Source organism: Lysinibacillus sp. FN11 (genome assembly GCF_024628845.1).
In the GTDB taxonomy this organism is placed as follows: domain Bacteria; phylum Bacillota; class Bacilli; order Bacillales_A; family Planococcaceae; genus Lysinibacillus; species Lysinibacillus capsici.
Window position 1 is genome coordinate 2,808,781 of sequence record NZ_CP102383.1, and the last position, 18,147, is coordinate 2,826,927.

At 37.1% G+C, this 18,147-nt stretch carries 19 protein-coding genes, 4 pseudogenes and 1 other annotated feature; of the genes and pseudogenes, 3 read left to right on the forward strand and 20 right to left on the reverse strand.

Annotation, left to right across the window (positions count from 1 at the left end; all coding sequences use genetic code 11):
- Nucleotides 1-54: 54 nt before the first annotated feature.
- The 14 genes and pseudogenes from NP781_RS14990 to NP781_RS15055 form a co-directional block, all read right to left on the reverse strand.
- The gene (locus NP781_RS14990) at nt 55-510 is read right to left on the reverse strand and encodes an ACT domain-containing protein (protein WP_004226679.1); all 456 of its coding nucleotides are present in this window, start codon (nt 508-510) and stop codon (nt 55-57) included.
- Between the two features lie 23 nt (nt 511-533).
- Nucleotides 534-1,823 carry a GTPase ObgE gene (obgE, locus tag NP781_RS14995; protein ID WP_036162247.1) on the reverse strand — a complete coding sequence of 430 codons (1,290 nt, stop codon included), beginning with the start codon at nt 1,821-1,823 and terminating at the stop codon, nt 534-536.
- 5 nt (nt 1,824-1,828) lie between these two features.
- A complete protein-coding gene (locus NP781_RS15000) occupies nt 1,829-2,356 on the reverse strand; it encodes a Spo0B domain-containing protein (RefSeq protein ID WP_257520264.1) in 528 nt (175 codons plus the stop codon).
- A 179-nt stretch (nt 2,357-2,535) separates the two neighbouring features.
- Complete coding sequence (gene rpmA, locus NP781_RS15005; protein WP_016991892.1) at nt 2,536-2,835, reverse strand: 50S ribosomal protein L27; 300 nt, start codon at nt 2,833-2,835, stop codon at nt 2,536-2,538.
- Entirely contained in the window at nt 2,832-3,188 is a 357-nt protein-coding gene (locus NP781_RS15010; RefSeq protein WP_004226670.1) for a ribosomal-processing cysteine protease Prp, read from the reverse strand. The genes rpmA and NP781_RS15010 overlap by 4 nt, the downstream gene beginning before the upstream one ends.
- A 16-nt stretch (nt 3,189-3,204) precedes the next feature.
- Nucleotides 3,205-3,513, reverse strand: a complete 309-nt coding sequence (gene rplU, locus NP781_RS15015) for a 50S ribosomal protein L21 (protein WP_004226667.1) — start codon at nt 3,511-3,513, stop codon at nt 3,205-3,207.
- Nucleotides 3,514-3,527: 14 nt separating this feature from the next.
- Nucleotides 3,528-3,605 (reverse strand) — a sequence feature (ribosomal protein L21 leader region).
- A gap of 341 nt (nt 3,606-3,946) precedes the next feature.
- Entirely contained in the window at nt 3,947-4,261 is a 315-nt protein-coding gene (locus NP781_RS15020; protein WP_257520265.1) for a site-2 protease family protein, read from the reverse strand.
- Nucleotides 4,251-4,805 (reverse strand): peptidoglycan DD-metalloendopeptidase family protein, encoded by a 555-nt coding sequence (locus NP781_RS15025; protein ID WP_016991889.1) that lies wholly within the window; start codon nt 4,803-4,805, stop codon nt 4,251-4,253. Before NP781_RS15025 ends, NP781_RS15020 begins: the two co-directional genes overlap by 11 nt.
- Before the next feature lie 93 nt (nt 4,806-4,898).
- A complete protein-coding gene (gene minD / locus NP781_RS15030) occupies nt 4,899-5,696 on the reverse strand; it encodes a septum site-determining protein MinD (RefSeq protein ID WP_004226660.1) in 798 nt (265 codons plus the stop codon).
- A gap of 1 nt (nt 5,697) precedes the next feature.
- Nucleotides 5,698-6,366, reverse strand: coding sequence for a septum site-determining protein MinC (gene minC, locus NP781_RS15035; protein WP_004226657.1), 669 nt, complete (start codon nt 6,364-6,366; stop codon nt 5,698-5,700).
- A gap of 27 nt (nt 6,367-6,393) precedes the next feature.
- A pseudogene (mreD, locus tag NP781_RS15040) lies at nt 6,394-6,916 on the reverse strand (rod shape-determining protein MreD).
- Entirely contained in the window at nt 6,916-7,830 is a 915-nt protein-coding gene (gene mreC, locus NP781_RS15045; protein ID WP_004226655.1) for a rod shape-determining protein MreC, read from the reverse strand. Before mreC ends, mreD begins: the two are co-directional and overlap by 1 nt.
- A 13-nt stretch (nt 7,831-7,843) precedes the next feature.
- Nucleotides 7,844-8,863, reverse strand: coding sequence for a rod shape-determining protein (locus NP781_RS15050; protein WP_004226654.1), 1,020 nt, complete (start codon nt 8,861-8,863; stop codon nt 7,844-7,846).
- A 578-nt stretch (nt 8,864-9,441) separates the two neighbouring features.
- Nucleotides 9,442-9,582, reverse strand: a pseudogene (locus tag NP781_RS15055) (JAB domain-containing protein); the annotation flags it as partial.
- 438 nt (nt 9,583-10,020) lie between these two features.
- Between NP781_RS15055 and NP781_RS15060 the strand changes: the two are divergent.
- From NP781_RS15060 to NP781_RS15070, 3 genes are all read left to right on the forward strand, one after another.
- Entirely contained in the window at nt 10,021-10,182 is a 162-nt protein-coding gene (locus tag NP781_RS15060; RefSeq protein ID WP_159083127.1) for a hypothetical protein, read from the forward strand.
- Nucleotides 10,183-10,417: 235 nt separating this feature from the next.
- The gene (gene fexA, locus NP781_RS15065; RefSeq protein ID WP_123316349.1) at nt 10,418-11,845 is read left to right on the forward strand and encodes a chloramphenicol/florfenicol efflux MFS transporter FexA; all 1,428 of its coding nucleotides are present in this window, start codon (nt 10,418-10,420) and stop codon (nt 11,843-11,845) included.
- Nucleotides 11,846-12,022: 177 nt separating this feature from the next.
- A complete protein-coding gene (locus NP781_RS15070) occupies nt 12,023-12,565 on the forward strand; it encodes an NAD(P)H-dependent oxidoreductase (RefSeq protein ID WP_031590464.1) in 543 nt (180 codons plus the stop codon).
- Nucleotides 12,566-12,721: 156 nt separating this feature from the next.
- On the opposite strand, the pseudogene NP781_RS15075 reads toward NP781_RS15070, so the two are convergent.
- The 6 genes and pseudogenes from NP781_RS15075 to NP781_RS15100 all read right to left on the reverse strand — a co-directional run bounded on the left by NP781_RS15075 (nt 12,722) and on the right by NP781_RS15100 (nt 18,127).
- Nucleotides 12,722-13,086, reverse strand: a pseudogene (locus NP781_RS15075) (DUF6262 family protein).
- A 1-nt stretch (nt 13,087) separates the two neighbouring features.
- Complete coding sequence (locus NP781_RS15080; RefSeq protein ID WP_031590465.1) at nt 13,088-15,001, reverse strand: tyrosine-type recombinase/integrase; 1,914 nt, start codon at nt 14,999-15,001, stop codon at nt 13,088-13,090.
- A 2-nt stretch (nt 15,002-15,003) separates the two neighbouring features.
- Nucleotides 15,004-16,089, reverse strand: a complete 1,086-nt coding sequence (locus tag NP781_RS15085) for a phage lytic cycle repressor MrpR family protein (RefSeq protein WP_095234887.1) — start codon at nt 16,087-16,089, stop codon at nt 15,004-15,006.
- Nucleotides 16,090-16,220: 131 nt separating this feature from the next.
- Nucleotides 16,221-16,757, reverse strand: a pseudogene (gene radC / locus NP781_RS15090) (DNA repair protein RadC); the annotation flags it as partial.
- A gap of 33 nt (nt 16,758-16,790) precedes the next feature.
- Nucleotides 16,791-17,384, reverse strand: coding sequence for a Maf family protein (locus NP781_RS15095; protein WP_257520266.1), 594 nt, complete (start codon nt 17,382-17,384; stop codon nt 16,791-16,793).
- Nucleotides 17,385-17,482: 98 nt separating this feature from the next.
- Nucleotides 17,483-18,127: a hypothetical protein gene (locus NP781_RS15100; RefSeq protein WP_221680886.1), complete on the reverse strand. Its 645-nt coding sequence runs from the start codon at nt 18,125-18,127 to the stop codon at nt 17,483-17,485.
- Nucleotides 18,128-18,147 lie beyond the last annotated feature (20 nt).

An 18,147-nucleotide genomic window follows, 5' to 3' on the forward strand; every position in this document is an offset into this window, starting at 1 on the left:
CAACACGATGTTTGTCATTTTGTCAAAAATTAAAGGATTGAACACTCTCTGTGTTTATAATGCTCCAGAGCTAATCACTTCCGCTGATTCCACAAAATCTAAGCGTTTTAATTGCTGGATAAGATCATCAAGATCACAGGTCATGCTTGTTACATCTAATGACAATGTAACATTCGCACGTCCCTGAATAGGGATTGTTTGATGAATCGTTAAGACATTACAATGTGTAATTGTCACCGTTTCTAAAAGCTTGGCAAGTGTTCCTTTTCTATCTTGAAGCTGTAAAAAGACTGTTAAAATGCGTTCCTGCACAATTGAATGAAAAGGAAAAACCGCATCACGATATTTGTAAAACGCACTTCGCGATAAATCCACCTGCTTTACCGCATCCCAAATGGAAGATACTGAACCACTTGACAGTAAGTGTTTCGCCTCCAAAGTTTTTTGCATTGCATCCGTTAAAACATCCTCACGAACTAAATAATATCGCTGATTCGCAACATTCTTCATACGCTTCCCCTAAAACTCATGTCTTAATCGACAAATTCAAATTCAAACTCTTGTAGGCGTACTGTATCGCCATCCTGTGCTCCACGTTCACGCAGAGCCTCGTCCACACCCATTGCACGCAATTGACGAGCAAAACGACGTATACCATCTTCACGGCTAAAGTCCGTCATTTTAAATAAACGCTCAATTGCATAGCCACTAATAATAAATGTACCGTCATCGTCACGAGTGATTTCGAAATCTTCACCTTTCGCCTCATGCTTGTACATGACAGTTGCGTCTGATTGTTCCTCAACTTCATCATACAGTGGGAATTCAGGCGTAACTTCTAAGAGATCCGCAATAGCAAACAACAGTTCTTTTAACCCTTGACGTGAGACAGCAGAAATCGGGAAAATTTGAACGTCTTCCCCTACCTTTTGGCGGAATGCTGTTAAGTTTTCCTCTGCATCAGGCATATCCATTTTATTGGCTACGATAATCTGTGGACGCTCTGTTAAACGAAGATTATATTGTTTTAGCTCTTCATTAATTGTTAAATAATCTTCATATGGATCGCGACCTTCCATTCCTGACATATCAATCACATGGACAATAACGCGTGTACGTTCAATATGTCGTAAAAATTGGTGGCCTAATCCTACCCCTTCATGAGCCCCTTCAATTAGCCCTGGTAAATCTGCCATTGCAAAGCTTCGATGATCATCCGTTTCAATCATGCCTAAATTCGGTACAATTGTCGTGAAATGATAAGCACCGATTTTTGGCTTAGCCGCGGAAACAACAGATAAAAGTGTTGATTTACCAACACTTGGGAAACCAACTAATCCTACATCTGCTAAAACTTTTAACTCTAATATAACATTTAATTCTTGTCCTGGCTCACCTTTTTCAGAAAGTTCAGGCGCTGGGTTGGCAGGAGTAGCAAATCGAGAATTACCACGTCCACCTCGTCCTGCTTTTGCAATAACTGCTCGTTGCCCATGCTCGACTAAGTCAGCAATAACGGCATTTGTTTCTTCATTCATAACCACTGTACCTGGTGGTACTTTAACAATTAAATCTTCCGCATTTTTACCGTGCATGCCTTTACTCATACCATGCTCGCCACGCGGTGCTTTAAAATGACGTTTATAGCGGAAATCCATTAATGTACGTAAGCCTTCCTCTACTTCAAATACGACATTACCGCCATGTCCACCATCTCCACCAGCTGGACCACCGTTCGGTACATATTTTTCTCGACGAAAGGCAACCATACCATCTCCGCCGTCGCCACCTTTAACATAAATCTTTACGTGATCGACAAACATTTAGTTCACTCCCTATTTGCACTCAAGACATATTGCCAGCGCGTATTTGTCTGCTCAATTGTTTGAATGTCGAATTGTTTCAAACCTTTTTCGGTGAATGCATCAGCACTCCATAACCCATTTAGCGTGAATGTCACGGCAAATGTATGATCGTCAACACGTACATCAAGCGTTAGGATCTGCTCTGTAAATGGATCTAATGTATCATAAACATGCATAACTGTTTTGTTTAAATAATCTACAACTCCCTGATCAATATCAATGGTCACAGGCTTTTTTATTTCACCGCTTAGCTTCCATGCTAATGATGGGTAACGCCATCCTGCTGTTTGAAGCCATTCAATTGTTTGTGGTAATTGTAGTCGATTGAGGATAGAAAACACTCGTAATTGTTCTGAATAATGTTGAATAAGTTTTTTCGATTCCTCGATTCTACCTAAATCTAAATTCATGCGAATCAGTTGCAGTTGATTCACATAATCATGATTTGCAAAACGTAATACTTCACTAATGGTTAGTGATTGATTGTTCATCCCATTCACTCCAATAAAGTTATCCTTACTAGTATAACAAGTTTTGCTGTATTTTTCCCTTAATTCTTTAATCAATTATACCTTGGTGTCATTGCGTCCAAAATTGGCTTTTTTGAAATTTAGCCAAAAAAAGGACTGCAATAAATGCAGTCCTCCGCTTTATGTTATCTTATAAAAGATTAAGCTTCTTGTGTTGTTGGATAAACAGATACTTGTTTGCGATCGCGACCTAAACGTTCGAATTTAACAACGCCATCAACTTTAGCAAATAGTGTATCGTCACCACCACGACCTACGTTTGTACCTGGGTAAATTTTTGTACCGCGTTGACGGTAAAGAATTGAACCACCAGTTACGAATTGGCCATCAGCACGTTTTGCACCAAGTCGTTTAGACTCAGAGTCACGTCCGTTTTTAGTAGAACCTACCCCTTTTTTCGATGCAAAAAGTTGAAGGTCTAATGCTAATAATAATTTCATCGAGTTCCACCTCCTACTTGGTTGTAGTTGATTTGGATGTATTGTCCGTAATTTTGCACCATAGAATACACTTGGGCAGTCATTACTTGAACAATTAACTGTAGTTTTGCATCTACTTCAGGCTCTAAGTCTGATGGTAAATCTACCTTGAGATAGCCTCCACCTTCAGCAGCTTGTTCGATTTCTGGCTGAATTTGTAATAATGCATAAATAGCATTAACTGTACCAATCGCTATAGTTGATGCTCCTGCACATACTAAATCCTTACCAGATTCATCATAACCAGCATGTCCTGAAAATTCGAATGCTGACACATGTCTATTTTCATCGTGATGAATCGTAACTTGTATCATTCTCTATACCTCACAATTAAGCGTTGATTGCTTCAACAACTAATTTTGTGTAAGGTTGACGGTGACCTTGTTTACGACGGTAGTTCTTTTTAGCTTTCAATTTGAAAACAACGATTTTTTTCGCACGGCCTTCTTTAACAACTTTAGCTGTTACAGTAGCGCCTTCTACGAATGGAGCGCCAACTTTAACGTTTTCGCCACCTACGAATAAAACTTTATCAAAAGTTACAACCTCATCAGCTTCTACGCCTAATTTTTCAACATAGATTTCTTGACCAGCTTCTACTTTGACTTGTTTACCACCAGTTTCAATAATTGCGTACATTTTACTGCACCTCCTCTTAGACTCAGACTCGCCTGTTTCATAAGGTGATCTTACTAGACACTTAAACCTTTACAGAGCGGTTGTAGTAGCACGGGTGCTACAAACAATAACATTAAAATATTACCACACGAATTTTTTCAAGTCAATCTATTCATAACATATTTTTCAAAAGCAACTCGATATTTTCGATAACGCCATTCTTTCAACACTTGCAACCAAATGAATAAATTTATGATGGCTAAAAAAATAGATTGTGGCAAGAACTTGAAAGTGACAAGTAATAGTATAGTAGCTACGATGAATGATAACCAATAATATAGCTCTATCACGTGAGCTCTTGGATATTTTAAAAATAGGCAGGCTAACAATATCCTTCCACCATCTAACGGTATGATGGGTACAATATTTACAGCCAATAACACGAGTTGTACATTTATAAGCTTAGTAGCGAGTAAATCAGGCATAAAAAAGCGAGGCCAATCCCAATAATCGTAGCGATTGGCCCTCCTAATGCAATCCATAGGAGTGACGAAGCTTGCACAACCGCTGGATTTTCAAATTGAATTTCTCCCCCGTATGGTGTAATTACGCAGGATTTCACCTTCACTCCGCACATTACTGCCGCAACTAAGTGACCAGCCTCATGCCACAGTAATGAAAATAGAATGATCGCGTAATAGGCTAACTGGCCACTAAAAATCATGACAAATACGAGAGGGATACACAAAAGATGTAATTTAATCTTCATTTGTCTCCGTCGTTTCAAGCCATTGTACAATTTGCTCTAAATCATAATGGGCATCTCCCTTTTCGATGGACACATAAAGTTGACCCGCTTCTTTCATGCCAATTAAATCATTTGCTTGAATAGATGTGTATGGTAGTTGAGCTAAACTATCTAACATACCATAGGAAACGGTTGTACCATCTTCATAGCTGATGGTCATGGTCTTACCTGTGTATTTTGTATGGCCAGTAAAAACGACTAATCCATTCTGACCAGCATAGATAGGTAAGCCAACATCATACTGCAATAGATAGCCTTCTTTAAATACTTGGGCATTCGCAAATGTTAAAAGATCTGCTTGCCCTACATCACTAGAAACCATGATGGTCTCTTTTTCTTTTTCGAACCAGCTTTGTCCGAGCTCACTTAAATACGTTAAATCAGCAGAGGTAGTAACAAGCTTCCGAACAGGTGTATCCACTACACCCTGATCCTCTAAACGAATAACAAGCATGATTGCCGCCACAAGAAGTATCGTGACGAACCATTTCCATTTTTTAAACAAGCCCTCATCCTTTTTTCCTCACTATATGTGATTGCATGTCCAAACATGCACAAGAAAAAACCTTCCCGTACTATTGCACGAAAAGGTTTTAATTTATTTTGAGAAAAGGGCTTTAAGTTTTGAAAACATCCCTCTTTGCTCATCTTGAATAGCCATTAAAGGCACTGATTCACCAAGAATACGACGGGCAATATTTCGATAGCCTAATGACGCTTTATTTGAGGGATCCATTACAATTGGTTCACCTTTATTAGAAGATGAGATGACGCCTTCACTGTCTATAATAATGCCTAATAAATCAATAGATAAATGAGTTGTAATTTCATTGACATCCAGTGTGTCACCGCTCTTCATCATATGTTGTCGAATACGATTAATGATGAGTTTAGGTGCTGTGATCTCTTCCTGCTCCAGTAAACCAATAATACGATCTGCATCACGAACAGCAGAAATTTCAGGTGTTGTGACAACAATCGCATGATCTGCACCAGCAACAGCGTTACGGTAGCCTTGCTCAATTCCCGCTGGGCAATCGATTAATACATAATCATAGTCTCTTTTCAATTCCTCTACTAAGCTCTTCATTTGCTCAGGGGTAACAGCGTTTTTATCTGTTGTTTGAGCAGCAGGTAATAAAAATAGTTTCTCATCTACGCGTTTATCCTTAATCAATGCTTGATGAATTTTACAGCGTCCCTCCACCACATCAACTAGGTCATAAATAATACGATTTTCAAGGCCTAAAATCACATCTAAATTACGTAGGCCAATATCTGTATCCACTAAACATACTTTTTTACCTTGTAGAGCCAATGCAGTCCCAAGGTTAGCCGTTGTCGTTGTTTTACCGACACCGCCTTTACCTGAAGTTATGACGATCGCTTCTCCCACACTAGCTTCCTCCCTTAGACACATTTAACAATGGTCGAATATTTTTTAAGGCATGAATTTGATCGTACGTAATGCGTCCATCGTAGCCAATAAATGCACAAGTCATTTCTACTTGATTTATCGCTTTTACGTGTTCATCTGACATTACCTGAACTTGATCGGCAATCATGATATGCGTGGCTTCAAATCGAGATGCTGCAATGATTGCTTCTTTATTACCTTGCATACCAGCATGTGCAATCCCTTTAAGTCTACCTAGGACATATACATTACCTCCAGCCTCAACACGACCGTTTGGATTGACATTTCCTATGATGGTAATATCCCCAGATGAACGCAGAATTTGTCCTGATCTGACCACTCCTATATATGTATCTTGTTGGCTTTCAAACATCTTCTGGTTGCTTTCGTGGACAGTCAGTACTTCACTTTGCACCTTTGATACAATAAGCTGCTCTGTTTCTTCTATAATTTTTATAAGTTCATTTAATTGTTCTTCAGTACAGTATCGATAGCCTAAGTATAATTGTACATCAACTTTACCATCGATACCGCCCTCTAAAACCTTATTCTTTAATTCTTCCACTAGTTCACCATACGCACATTGGTCGTCTAGGCGTAGTACAAAACCGTCCTTCGTTCCCTTCATATTAACTAACTGTTTTTTCATGAATGCCTCACCTCACGTTGTTCTTTGTTAAGAAACCTCACGTGCTCTCTGTAAGACACGCGCATTAATTAGATACTTGAAGGCCCACCCAAGAATCATTAAAAATAAAGCATTCGCAATGATTGTTGGTAGTAGTCGTGAACGTAAGAAATCCGCTAAAGGAATTGCTGTAAAATCGATTAGGAAAAAGAATTGATAGAGAATAAATTCTAAAATCGCTACTAGTACAACTGAAATTGTAGTTGTTACAACTAAGTGCTGATGTATAACTTTCACGATAGACCCTGCCAAAAAACATATAAGTGGATAAAGTACTGAATATAATCCAATAATATCAATGTAAAACACATCATACAAGACACCAAAAAAGTCCATACATTACCGCTCGTTGACGGCTGTAATAGATGGATATAAAAATAAGGTATAAGATTAAAAAACGCGGTACCAGAAAATAGACTTCCCCTTTAATTTCAATCGGGGAAAGCATAGCAAATTCTGGTTCTAAAAGGAATAGTAAAACCGCTACAGAGGGAATGAGAAATCGAACCATCACTCCGCCTCCTCTTCACTCGCCTCTTGCGGATTCGATAAATCCTCATTCGTTGCATTGCCATCTGAACCATCAATACTTGTGGATGTTCGCTTTGCAATCACAACATGCTCTAAAATTGAAAAATCAGCAGATGGTTTGACATACGCCATTTTTGTTAAACCATGATCATCTGTACTAACTTCCATAATTTCTCCTATCGGCACTCCCTTAGGGAAAATACCACCAAGACCTGAAGAAACTACTTGCTCGCCTTCTTTCACCTTCATGCTAGAATCGATTCGCTTCATAATGAGTTCATTACGTTCTTCATCAAAGCCCTCGATTAAACCGTATGCTTCTTTTTCTCCTAGCACCATCGCGGAAACACGATAGTTTGGATTATTTGTATTTAAAAGCTCTACCTCAGATGTGAAAGGTGTAACTAGGGTAATTTTCCCCACTAACCCTTTCGCCGTCATAACTGCCATGTTTTTTTTGACTCCATGAGAAGACCCTTTATCTAAAATAATTTTCTCTTCCCACTGGTCAGGATTTCTAGCAATCACTGTTGCTTGAATTGGATTAAATGCCTTTAAGCTCTCAGTTTTATCCAAAAGCTCTCGAAGCTTGTTATTCTCTGATTTTAAATCCGTAGCCTCAGCTTGTACAACTGCAAAATCTTCTAAGCGTGCTTTCAAACGTTTATTTTCTTCGTACGTGTTTAAGAGGGAGTCAATACTATTAAAAACACCATTAATATAATTCGCCGGCTTCGCAACGAGCGATTGTGCGAAACCGACAGTATCTTTAATAATTTGCTCTGGTAAAGTTGCATTCGTCCGATCACGTAATGAGAAGCTAATCAATGCCACAAGAAAAACCATGCCTATGAGCAGCAAAATTACTTTCTTATTGAAAAAAAAGTGTGGCATTGCCTAAACCTCCTTACCCTTTAACTTGTTGTTGACGAATTAAGTCGATATGATCTAATGCCTTACCTGTACCAATTGCTACACAGTCTAAAGGATCTTCTGCAATGAATACTGGCATATTTGTCTCTTGGCTGATTACTTTGTCTAAGTTTGTTAGCAGTGCCCCACCACCAGTTAATACAATACCGCGCTCCATTACATCAGCAGATAATTCTGGAGGTGTTTGTTCTAATGTTTTACGAACACCGTCAATAATAGAGGCAACCGCTTCACGTAAGGATTCAGAAATTTCCTGTGAAGAAATTTCGATTGTTTTCGGTAATCCTGTTAACAGGTCACGTCCTCTAATATCCATTCGTGCTTCTGGTCCTTCTGCCAATGCAGTACCAATTTCCATTTTTACGGCTTCCGCTGTACGTTCACCTATTGTTAAATTATACGTTTTACGGATATACGAAATGATGGATTGATCCATTGCATCACCACCAACACGGACAGATTCACTCGTTACAATACCACCTAAAGAAATAACGGCAACTTCTGTTGTACCTCCACCGATATCAACAACCATTGACCCTGTAGGATCCCATACAGGAAGATTTGAACCGATTGCTGCTGCAAATGGCTCTTCGATTGTAAACGCCTCTTTTGCACCTGCTTGTCGTGCAGCATCAATAACAGCACGCTGCTCCACTGAAGTAATACCATAAGGTACACAAATCATAACATTTGGTTTTTTCCAGTTGCCTCCAGAGTTTTTACATGCTTCTTTTAAATAATACTCGATCATTGCTGTTGTAATATCGAAGTCAGCAATAACGCCATCTTTCATTGGACGAATCGCTACGATTGAGCCAGGTGTTCGACCAATCATATTTTTCGCATCATTACCAACGGCAACAATATCCCCTGTTTTTGTATTTTTTGCTACAACTGAAGGTTCACGTAATACGATTCCCTTTCCTTTAATAAACACTAATGTATTCGCTGTGCCGAGGTCAATCCCGACATCTTTGCTTCCTAGTCCAAACAAATTGTGTACTCCTTTCTATATAAGCCATACTTTCGTTGACATCCAATATATTTGACGACAATGTATAGGAAATTGAATTGTGTAAATACACAATTGACTCCTTTCAAAGTCCATAACACCTGTCAAAGTTTTTTATCTCCATCAGTTGGTAGTTTACACCTATGAAAAAACTACACACTCATTCACCTCACCACCAATTTTGATGGGAGTCCTCCCTGAATAAAGATAAAATTCATACCGTTCATTATAACGGAAAAACGCAAGAATTTGTAGTATCACATACTTCATCTCACAGAAAAGATACTATTTTAATTCCCTCTTAAACTAAAAATAGTACGTATAGATTAGCATATAATTTTTATTCCCATAAGACAATGTGTATCAGGCTACCAATTTTTGTGAAGATAATTGCTTTTCTATGAATACATTAACGTTATGTAAGAAAAAAGGTTCGCTAATATACCACAAAAAAATACAAAAAATTTTTAGGCCTGGTTATAATTAAGGCCATTTGTAATAGAGTTTTCTATACAACGAAATGGTGTAATCATAAAAAACTCTGCATATTGTATGCAGAGTTAAAAATATCCTTTTTCCTTTAAACTAATATATTGATGGTCGCCGATGATGACGTGATCTATTAACTCTATCCCTATAATATAGCCTGCTTCAACAATTCGCTTTGTTACTTCAATGTCCTCCGAGCTCGGTGTCGGATTTTATCAAGAGTAAATTACTAAAAATCCATTAACATCAATGTTTTTACTTTAAGGACATATATTTAACGCATTAAATCAAAAGAAAAAATACAATGTAATTATGAGATGACAATTGATTACGGTCATAAGAATGTACCACAAATAAAAAAAGTAACTCCTTTTTATTTTATCGAGGAATTAGGCTTTTGACCTGCAACAATCACGCCCAATTTCGGAATATCTATAATATGATTTCGATCTTAAATTATCATCTTTAACTGACGCTACCTGCTCGTTAAAGTAGACATATTTAAAAAAGTTTATACTGCACCTGCCTTTATTATGTAAGTAAAAGTAGTAAAGCTTTAAATTGGTTTTCAAAAAAGTAGGGTTGATTATTTCTTTTTCATCAATTATTATTGTGTTATTATCACAATATGAGAAAGGAGGCAAAAATTTATGGGAATTGATTTCATTAATGTCGAGTTTAGAAAGCATGTAAAAGTTTCAGGGGATTTAGGTACAACGGGATCAGTATGTCCTTTTTTACAAAAACAAAAAATGGAAATCACTACCGGAAAAATTTTTGCCTCCTTTTATATAATGGGCAAAAATTTATGAATCTATTGCATTTGTAAAAATGCATACGAATGATTAGGCACCGGTTGTTAAACTGGTGCCTTTTTTTGTTTGATCAGTTCAGTTAGTTTGGAGAACCGAATCTTTAATCATGCTGTAGAAATATGGTGAGTTAGTTGATTGGGTTTTACAATATAAATGATTATGAGGTGAGGTTTATGGTGAAAGCAGTGGATTTAGCCTCCTAAAATCACAATATATTTTAGGAGGAAATAAAATGAAAAAGGATAGTAAATCTAAAGAAATGATTCAATCTGAAAAAAGGGGTTCTACTAGGCTCTTAATGATGGTACTCTCCCTATCTGTACTTGTAGGTGCAATTACGGCTGATTTTGTCAATCCCGTACTTCCACTAATAAGCAAAGATTTAGAAGCTTCGAAATCTCAAGTGATTTGGATAGTTAGTGGTATTGCACTTGTTCTTGCGATTGGAGTTCCGATTTATGGTCGAATCTCAGACTTTTTTGAGTTACGAAAGCTATATATCTTTGCCATTATGATTCTGGCAAGTGGTAGTCTTTTATGTGCAATTGCCACGAACCTTCCATTGTTGGTTTTGGGAAGAATGGTTCAGGGTGCTGGGATGTCCGCAATTCCAGTTCTATCAGTCATTGCAATTTCGAAGGTTTTCCCACAAGGAAAACGTGGGGGAGCTTTGGGAATTATCGCAGGAAGTATTGGTGTTGGAACTGCTGCTGGTCCAATATTTGGTGGAGTGGTTGGTCAATATTTAGGGTGGAATGCCTTGTTTTGGTTCACATTTTTGTTAGCCATTATGCTTGTTATTGGTGCCTACTACGCGTTACCGACAATTAAACCGGCAGAATCCGTAGGAAGCAATAAGAACTTTGATTTCATTGGTGGTTTATTGCTCGGCCTCACAGTAGGATTACTCCTTTTTGGTATCACTCAAGGGGAAACTTCTGGTTTTTCTTCGTTCTCATCGTTAACTAGCCTAATTGGTTCTGTTGTAGCTTTGGTAGGGTTTATTTGGAGAATTGTTACCGCAGAAAATCCATTTGTACCACCTGTCCTGTTCAATAACAAGGATTATGTCAATACGGTCATAATTGCATTTTTTTCGATGTTTGCTTATTTCGCTGTTCTTGTGTTCGTCCCATTGCTAGTCGTTGAGGTGAATGGACTCTCTTCTGGACAGGCGGGAATGATATTGTTGCCAGGTGGTGTGGCTGTTGCAATCTTATCTCCCTTCGTTGGCCGTCTTTCTGATCGATTTGGGGATAAACGTCTGATAATTACAGGGATGACTCTGATGGGGCTGTCTACCTTATTCTTGTCCACCTATGCATCTGGTGCTTCACCTTTGTTAGTTTCCGTGGGGGTCCTCGGAGTAGGGATTGCTTTTGCATTCACGAATTCTCCCGCAAATAACGCCGCAGTAAGTGCACTCGAAGCAGACAAGGTTGGTGTCGGAATGGGGATTTTCCAAGGTGCTTTGTACCTTGGAGCAGGAACTGGAGCAGGTATGATTGGAGCATTATTATCCGCTCGACGTGATGCTACTGAGCCGATAAATCCATTATATATATTGGAAGCTATGTCCTACTCAGATGCGTTCCTTGCAGCTACAGGGGCAATACTCATTGCCTTAATAGCTGGATTAGGTTTAAAAAAGCGTGGGTAATAACTTAGTTATGTAAAGATTAGTTATTGTTTAGTTCATCTTCTATAGTTTAAGCTGTAAATAAATAGCTTAGGAATCACGCAAATTTGACTTTCTTAGAATAGAATACTTTTAAGTAACTCAACTTTCGTACACTTTTTTATTGGTGCGAAAGTTGAGTATGCTAAGGATGAAACAATGAAAACATTGGTGATCGTTTCTCACCCAGATATGCCAAATTCTCGAATCAATAAAGTTTGGGTAGAAAAAGCAGCGTCCTATCCAAAAGAAATTACCATTCATGATCTTTATAAAGAGTATCCTGATTTTATTATAAATGTAAAAAGAGAACAGGAATTAGTTGAAAATCATGATAATATTATTTTTCAATTTCCATTATATTGGTATAGCTCTCCTTCATTATTAAAAAAATGGATCGATGAAGTGATTATATATGGATGGGCTTACGGATCAAAGGGTAAAAGAATATTTTATAATCGAAAATTAGGATTAGCTATATCAGCTGGCGTAAAAAAAGGTAAATTTACAAGTATGGGTAAAAACAAGCATACATTAACCCAGATGTTAACACCATTCAAATCTTTATGTGCATACATTCACGCTGAATATGTACCAGAGTTTGTACTTTACGGTGCTAATTCGGATATGAAGGGCGAAGAGATACAGAAAAGTGCTAATGAGTATTTGCAATATATTAAAAAGTATTATTTAAGAGCATAAAACACTTCTGCGATCATGCCAACAATACTAGAAGAAAGCCCATTTCCCCTTAACACATTTAGGGAAATGGGCTATTGAAGTTATTGAAGGTTTTAGCGATTTCATTTTAGGTAGCCAATTCAAAGTACCCAATAAATTCCAAGAAACACAAATCTGCTAAAACAGCTTGCCATGTAATTTTTGAACTTGATCCTTTAACCGTTCATTCTCTTCTTCTAACGCCTTTATACGGCTTTTTAAGGTTTTTATTAATACGTCCTCTGAACGAGGGCTTTTACTAGGTTTACGGGGGTTAACTCACTTATCTGCATCCCTCTTAATGTCTCCACTCTAGTTCTAATATCTTTTTGTTTGTAAAGCCATGACTTTGAAACATTTGCTTTTTGTGCAACGGAATTAAAATTAATCTTCTCTTCTTTCAATGCCATCTCTGAAATTGTCTTTTCAACCCTAATTCTTGTTTTCTCCGACTTGTCTTTAGCTAGCTGAACTATGGCAGTTGTGTTACCTTTTCTAATCATTTTAATTCGTCTCCTTTAACGAATGAATAATCTGTTCTAATCTATTTTTAACACGTTCATTGGTTTCAACCTGACGCTGCCATTGGTTTTGTTTAGCCCTATTTAGTATTTCTTTAGTTCGGTCTAAGTGCTCTTCATGTTCATTAAGAAATTGTTTACTTGTACAGAAATTCGTACAATCTAAACATGCATTTGCATGAGGACATGGTCCTGCAATTACTGGTAACCGACAATAGCCATTAGGAAGTGCCTGTGCATTGATATTCTTTTTAAACCATTGAAGATCTGTATTGTCAGCTTCAGTATTTTCCTCACTTAAATCCAGAATGCTACCGTTATTCGTTACAAAGGTTTCCTTAAATTTCGTAAATTCCTTCTTTAGGGTTTCATCAAAAATATGTGCATATCTTGCCGTCATTTCCGGTGATTCGTGACCCAAGAACTTCTGGACAATATGTTGTGGCACTCCGTTATTTATCATTCTTGTGCCAACTGTATGCCGAAAGGCATGAGCATGAAAACGAAAAATTTCTCCGTTGCTGTCCGTTATCTTTTCTTCATAAGCTAGTTCATTTAATTTAACCCTAAAGGTATCTTGTTTCAATGGTGAGCAATCTTTTCGGGGAAACACATATATACATTCATCATCGAGTTCATCAGCCACCCTTTGCTCTTGAACTAATATCAATGCAGCAATTTCTTTAGAAATAGGAATGATATGCTCTTTCTTCATTTTCCACTGATAATACTTTAAAAAGCAATCCCCTTCTTTATCGGTTATGACGCTCCCTTTTTTCAATGTACAAAGTTCACTGATACGCATTCCGCATTCTTGAAGTACCATAACCATTGTAGCAATATAAGGTTCCAATTTATCTAATTTCCCATTTAGTTGTTCAAGTATATGTTCATCAATATAACGTGGTAGTGCCTTCGGCACTTTAGGGTAATCTTCTTGAAAGATAAGGATCTTAGAAGGTGTATCCTTCCAGTCATACCTTTGAATTGTAGTAAAAAAAACGTCTAAAGTAGATATTCGTCCAGTTACAGTACTGGGTTTTAAACCTTTTAAATTAATATAATTTAAATATTGCTCAATTTCATTTCTAGTTAATTGATGAATCCTTTGTATACCTTCACAATTTTTGTTCATGAAATTAAAAAACTCTTTTAATTTTGAAGCTATATCTACTACGTGAGAAAAGCTAGCTATGTTTAACATTAGTTTACAATATCGCTTAACTATTTCTTTAAAATAATTATTCTCAAAACCCTTAAAGTTGATCGTATATTCGTAGGATGTTGGGTTTACCTTATCTTCCGGTAATGATAATTTTCTTCGATTCCAAACATCTTTTTCCCATTCTTCCCCATCAAAATAGAAGTCCTCATAGAATTCCATAAACTGTTTAAGATGAGTAACGTAATAGGAATTAGCATGTACAGTAACTTTCTGCTGATTTACATCAAGTTTGTAATTAGTAGTCGTAGTTTTTACTTTTTGTTCTGTTAAGTAGGTCCGGTATTCTGTCAGAGCTTTTTTTATAGGCACTTCGGTTATCGATGTAATATTAGGATATTTTAAATTTAAAAATCCCATCATCCGGCTTATCACTGTTCCCTTTCTAATCCAAACGGATTTTGCATTCCAAGCTCCATTATTCAAGTGAAGGTAATAAAAATATTTTAATTCTGTTTTCAACCAGATATTTTCCACCTTATCGAAATTTACCCAACGATTTCTTAGTGACGGATTCTTACTTAACTCAATTGCACTAGGATGTGGACAAATTCTTATATCCCATCTATCTGCTGCCCAATAACCTTTTAAAACACTTGTCATATTAGCTATTTTTTTATTAATCTCTGTACTAGCGATAAGCTTTCGATTAGTCGCTACACTTGGAAATTTCATTGTCATGTTTCTCTCCCTTGAAGATACTTTTTATATTCATTCTTCATATCTTGATCAGAAAGATGAACATAAGTATCAAGTGTTGTTTGTACATGGGCATGCCCTAATCTTTTTTGTACATATGCAGCATCCCATCCACTTCTAATAAGCTCTGTGGCATGCGTATGACGTAATATATGAGCATTGAAAGTAATCCCTGTCCGTTTTCCTAGTCTTCTTATTAGGTCTAATACACTTTGATATTTTAGAGGGTGGCCAAAATAAGAATCTTTAAGATTAATAAATATATAATCATGATCTAAATCTTCCCCATATTCATGTACTAAGTAATCGGTATATAATGCCATTAATTCCTTACTTACATCAATAGTTCTTTCTTTTTTAAGTTTAATATAAGCTCCATTTTCATTGTGATCTCTTGGCCTGATGTTAATCTGGTTATCCCATGTTGAAATATCTTCAATACGAAGGGATAATGCTTCTCCTATCCGAAGTCCCCCTTCATACATAAGCATAATAAGTAACTTATCTCTTTTGGTATGACATGCCTCAATTATTGCTTTAACTTGTCCATGTTCTAATACTTGTACAAGTTTCTTTTTGACCCTAAGCTTTAAAATATTTTTTTTATAGGATCTACCTTTAGTAATATGGTGAAGAAACCCCTTAAAGTTTCTTCCTCTTGCTTCTTTAGACATATCTATAGCTTTAAAATTTTCTGTGCGATTTAAATACTCTAAAAAACTAGTTACGGCGTTAAGTATGGAATTAACTGATGTTTCCTCTCTTTTAGCCTTCTTTGGTTGTATATCTATTACCTTTAAATGCCCTGCTGGATTTCTTAACCATCCTACAAAGTTTGCCAAATCCTCAAATTGTAAATCTCCTAATTCGATTCCACTTTGGCTCATAAATTCATAAAACAACTTGAGATGATAACAATATGTTTTAATGGTATTTGGAGCTTTGCCTGTATTATCCAAGTACTTTATAAATCGCTTAACCGGTTCTATGACTTCAAATTCTTTATCTAGGAGTATGTATAACGGATATGATTTTTCCTCCACAATTACTTTCTGAACCTTCATGTTTCCACCACCTTTAAATACTTTAACTACTATTAATAATACCCTTATATATTTAATAGTTAAAGCACTGTAATTAAAAAATCCTAAACTTCGATTACTTAGAGTACTCTAGTTTAGGATACTATGTTTAATGGCACCCCACTTGGATGGTTGTGGGCACATATAATAGAGGCGGCAGACCTTTTGACAGCTTCTCGAAATATTTCTCTAGGATGAACGATGGAGGCATTTAAACTGCCAATGAAAATCGTCTGCTTATGAATAATTTGATTTTTTATATTTAAAAAAAGCACTACAAAATGCTCCTGATTAAGCGACGTCATATCAGGCATTAAGTAAGTTGCTGCATCTTGCGGAGAACGTATCGTGAATTTCTCATCATTATGTTTTTGAGCCAGTCTTCTACCCAATTCAATGGCAGCCATTAATTGAATGGCTTTCACCTCACCTATTCCTTTAATAGCCATCATTTCTTCGATGGTTGCGTGCTTCAAATGATGGAGTCGTTCAAAAACATTTAACACCCTATTTGCAAGAACAAGCACAGATTCTTCCTTTGTGCCTGTCCTCAATAAAATAGCGAGTAGCTCTTGATTCGATAAACTTTCAGCCCCTTGTCGTAATAGCCGCTCACGAGGGCGATCCTCTATATTGACATCACGTATCATCAAAGTTGGTAAAGCGTCTTCTAGCAAAAATATTCACTCCTTCGCAAACTGGACTATCTGTAGATCCACCAATTGCGAAAACAAAGCTGCAAGTGGTAGACCTACAACATTGTTATAATCTCCTTCAATTCGTTTAACTAATAGTGTACCAATCGTTTGAATGCCATAACCACCCGCTTTATCGAAAGGATCTCCTGTATCTACATAAGCTTCAATTAATTCCTGCGATAGACGGTGGAAAACAACTGTCGTCTCTTCCACAAAGGTCGTTTCCTTTCCATCCGGTTCGATTATAGCGACCGCAGTCATCACACTATGTTTGTTATTTGACAAACGTAATAAGTGAGAAATAGCTTCCTCACGCGTTTTGGGTTTATGTAGTAGCTCTTGATTGTAAACAACGATCGTATCTGCACCAATAATCGTGGCATTAGCTGCTTTTTGGGCTACATCACGCGTCTTCAATAAAGCTACTCCTTTTACATAATCCTGCATTGTATGAGCCTGTACACTTGTTTCTTCCACTTCACTTGTCAAGACTTCAAATGGGAGTGCTAGCATGTTAAGCAATTCCTTACGCCTAGGGGAAGCAGAAGCAAGGACAAGCTTATGATTTGTTTTTAACATTATCTGATCATTCCTCCTTATCCTTATGATACAGAAGAATGCACAATTTGAAAATTTTCAAAAAAACAAGATAATGAAGATTTCATTATAATTTATTGTTAAAACTTCACTTGAAGACACGTATTTTTAGATTGGTAATGTGCAAAAACATGCAGACGAATGATGTCGATATCGTTGGAAATAGTAGAGGCCGCTGCACCAATGGACTGCCAATCCTCAGGTAGCGTTGAGTCCTTGCCATTTTCCTTAAAATTTAATTTTGCGGCATTTTTATCTGCTAAAGCAGTTGGTAGTTCTGCCAAGGTCGGTTCTTTACAGCTTTCACCACTGACGCTAAATGCCTTTTTAAAGGTAGCGGGGTCCTGTAAAAATTTTAGCTGACTTTCCTCCGTCACCATGCTTGTCCACACATAAAACTTGTCATCAACTTGAACAATCGCGCTCTCTTTTAAGGCAGGATACTCAGCAACAAATGAACTTGCACTCTCATAGTTTGAATACACGCCAGCTTGGCTTGCATAAAACATAGATGCATTAGATGTATTGGTTGTCTCCCCGGCAGTTGGAATTGTTTCTGTTTGTGATTGATTATTTGCCACTTCACTACCATTTTTCTTTAAAGGTAATTGCGTGCTGGCTTGTAAAACGCCCAGAAAAATTGCTACACCTAATAGACCAACAAATCCACCTATAATCATTGCTCGAAATATTTGTTTTTTCATCACATGACTTACAATTTTCATTTAACTATCACCTCATCCTT

Excerpts from the sequence above, each read along its gene's own strand:
- NP781_RS14990 (WP_004226679.1), bottom strand. The coding sequence starts at position 510 with ATGAAGAATGTTGCGAATCAGCGATATTATTTAGTTCGTGAGGATGTT.
- obgE (WP_036162247.1), bottom strand. The coding sequence starts at position 1,823 with ATGTTTGTCGATCACGTAAAGATTTATGTTAAAGGTGGCGACGGCGGA.
- NP781_RS15000 (WP_257520264.1), bottom strand. The coding sequence starts at position 2,356 with ATGAACAATCAATCACTAACCATTAGTGAAGTATTACGTTTTGCAAAT.
- rpmA (WP_016991892.1), bottom strand. The coding sequence starts at position 2,835 with ATGAAATTATTATTAGCATTAGACCTTCAACTTTTTGCATCGAAAAAA.
- NP781_RS15010 (WP_004226670.1), bottom strand. The coding sequence starts at position 3,188 with ATGATACAAGTTACGATTCATCACGATGAAAATAGACATGTGTCAGCA.
- rplU (WP_004226667.1), bottom strand. The coding sequence starts at position 3,513 with ATGTACGCAATTATTGAAACTGGTGGTAAACAAGTCAAAGTAGAAGCT.
- NP781_RS15020 (WP_257520265.1), bottom strand. The coding sequence starts at position 4,261 with ATGAAGATTAAATTACATCTTTTGTGTATCCCTCTCGTATTTGTCATG.
- minC (WP_004226657.1), bottom strand. The coding sequence starts at position 6,366 with ATGAAAAAACAGTTAGTTAATATGAAGGGAACGAAGGACGGTTTTGTA.
- mreC (WP_004226655.1), bottom strand. The coding sequence starts at position 7,830 with ATGCCACACTTTTTTTTCAATAAGAAAGTAATTTTGCTGCTCATAGGC.
- NP781_RS15060 (WP_159083127.1), top strand. The coding sequence starts at position 10,021 with ATGGGAATTGATTTCATTAATGTCGAGTTTAGAAAGCATGTAAAAGTT.
- fexA (WP_123316349.1), top strand. The coding sequence starts at position 10,418 with ATGAAAAAGGATAGTAAATCTAAAGAAATGATTCAATCTGAAAAAAGG.
- NP781_RS15070 (WP_031590464.1), top strand. The coding sequence starts at position 12,023 with ATGAAAACATTGGTGATCGTTTCTCACCCAGATATGCCAAATTCTCGA.
- NP781_RS15080 (WP_031590465.1), bottom strand. The coding sequence starts at position 15,001 with ATGAAATTTCCAAGTGTAGCGACTAATCGAAAGCTTATCGCTAGTACA.
- NP781_RS15085 (WP_095234887.1), bottom strand. The coding sequence starts at position 16,089 with ATGAAGGTTCAGAAAGTAATTGTGGAGGAAAAATCATATCCGTTATAC.
- NP781_RS15095 (WP_257520266.1), bottom strand. The coding sequence starts at position 17,384 with ATGTTAAAAACAAATCATAAGCTTGTCCTTGCTTCTGCTTCCCCTAGG.
- NP781_RS15100 (WP_221680886.1), bottom strand. The coding sequence starts at position 18,127 with ATGAAAATTGTAAGTCATGTGATGAAAAAACAAATATTTCGAGCAATG.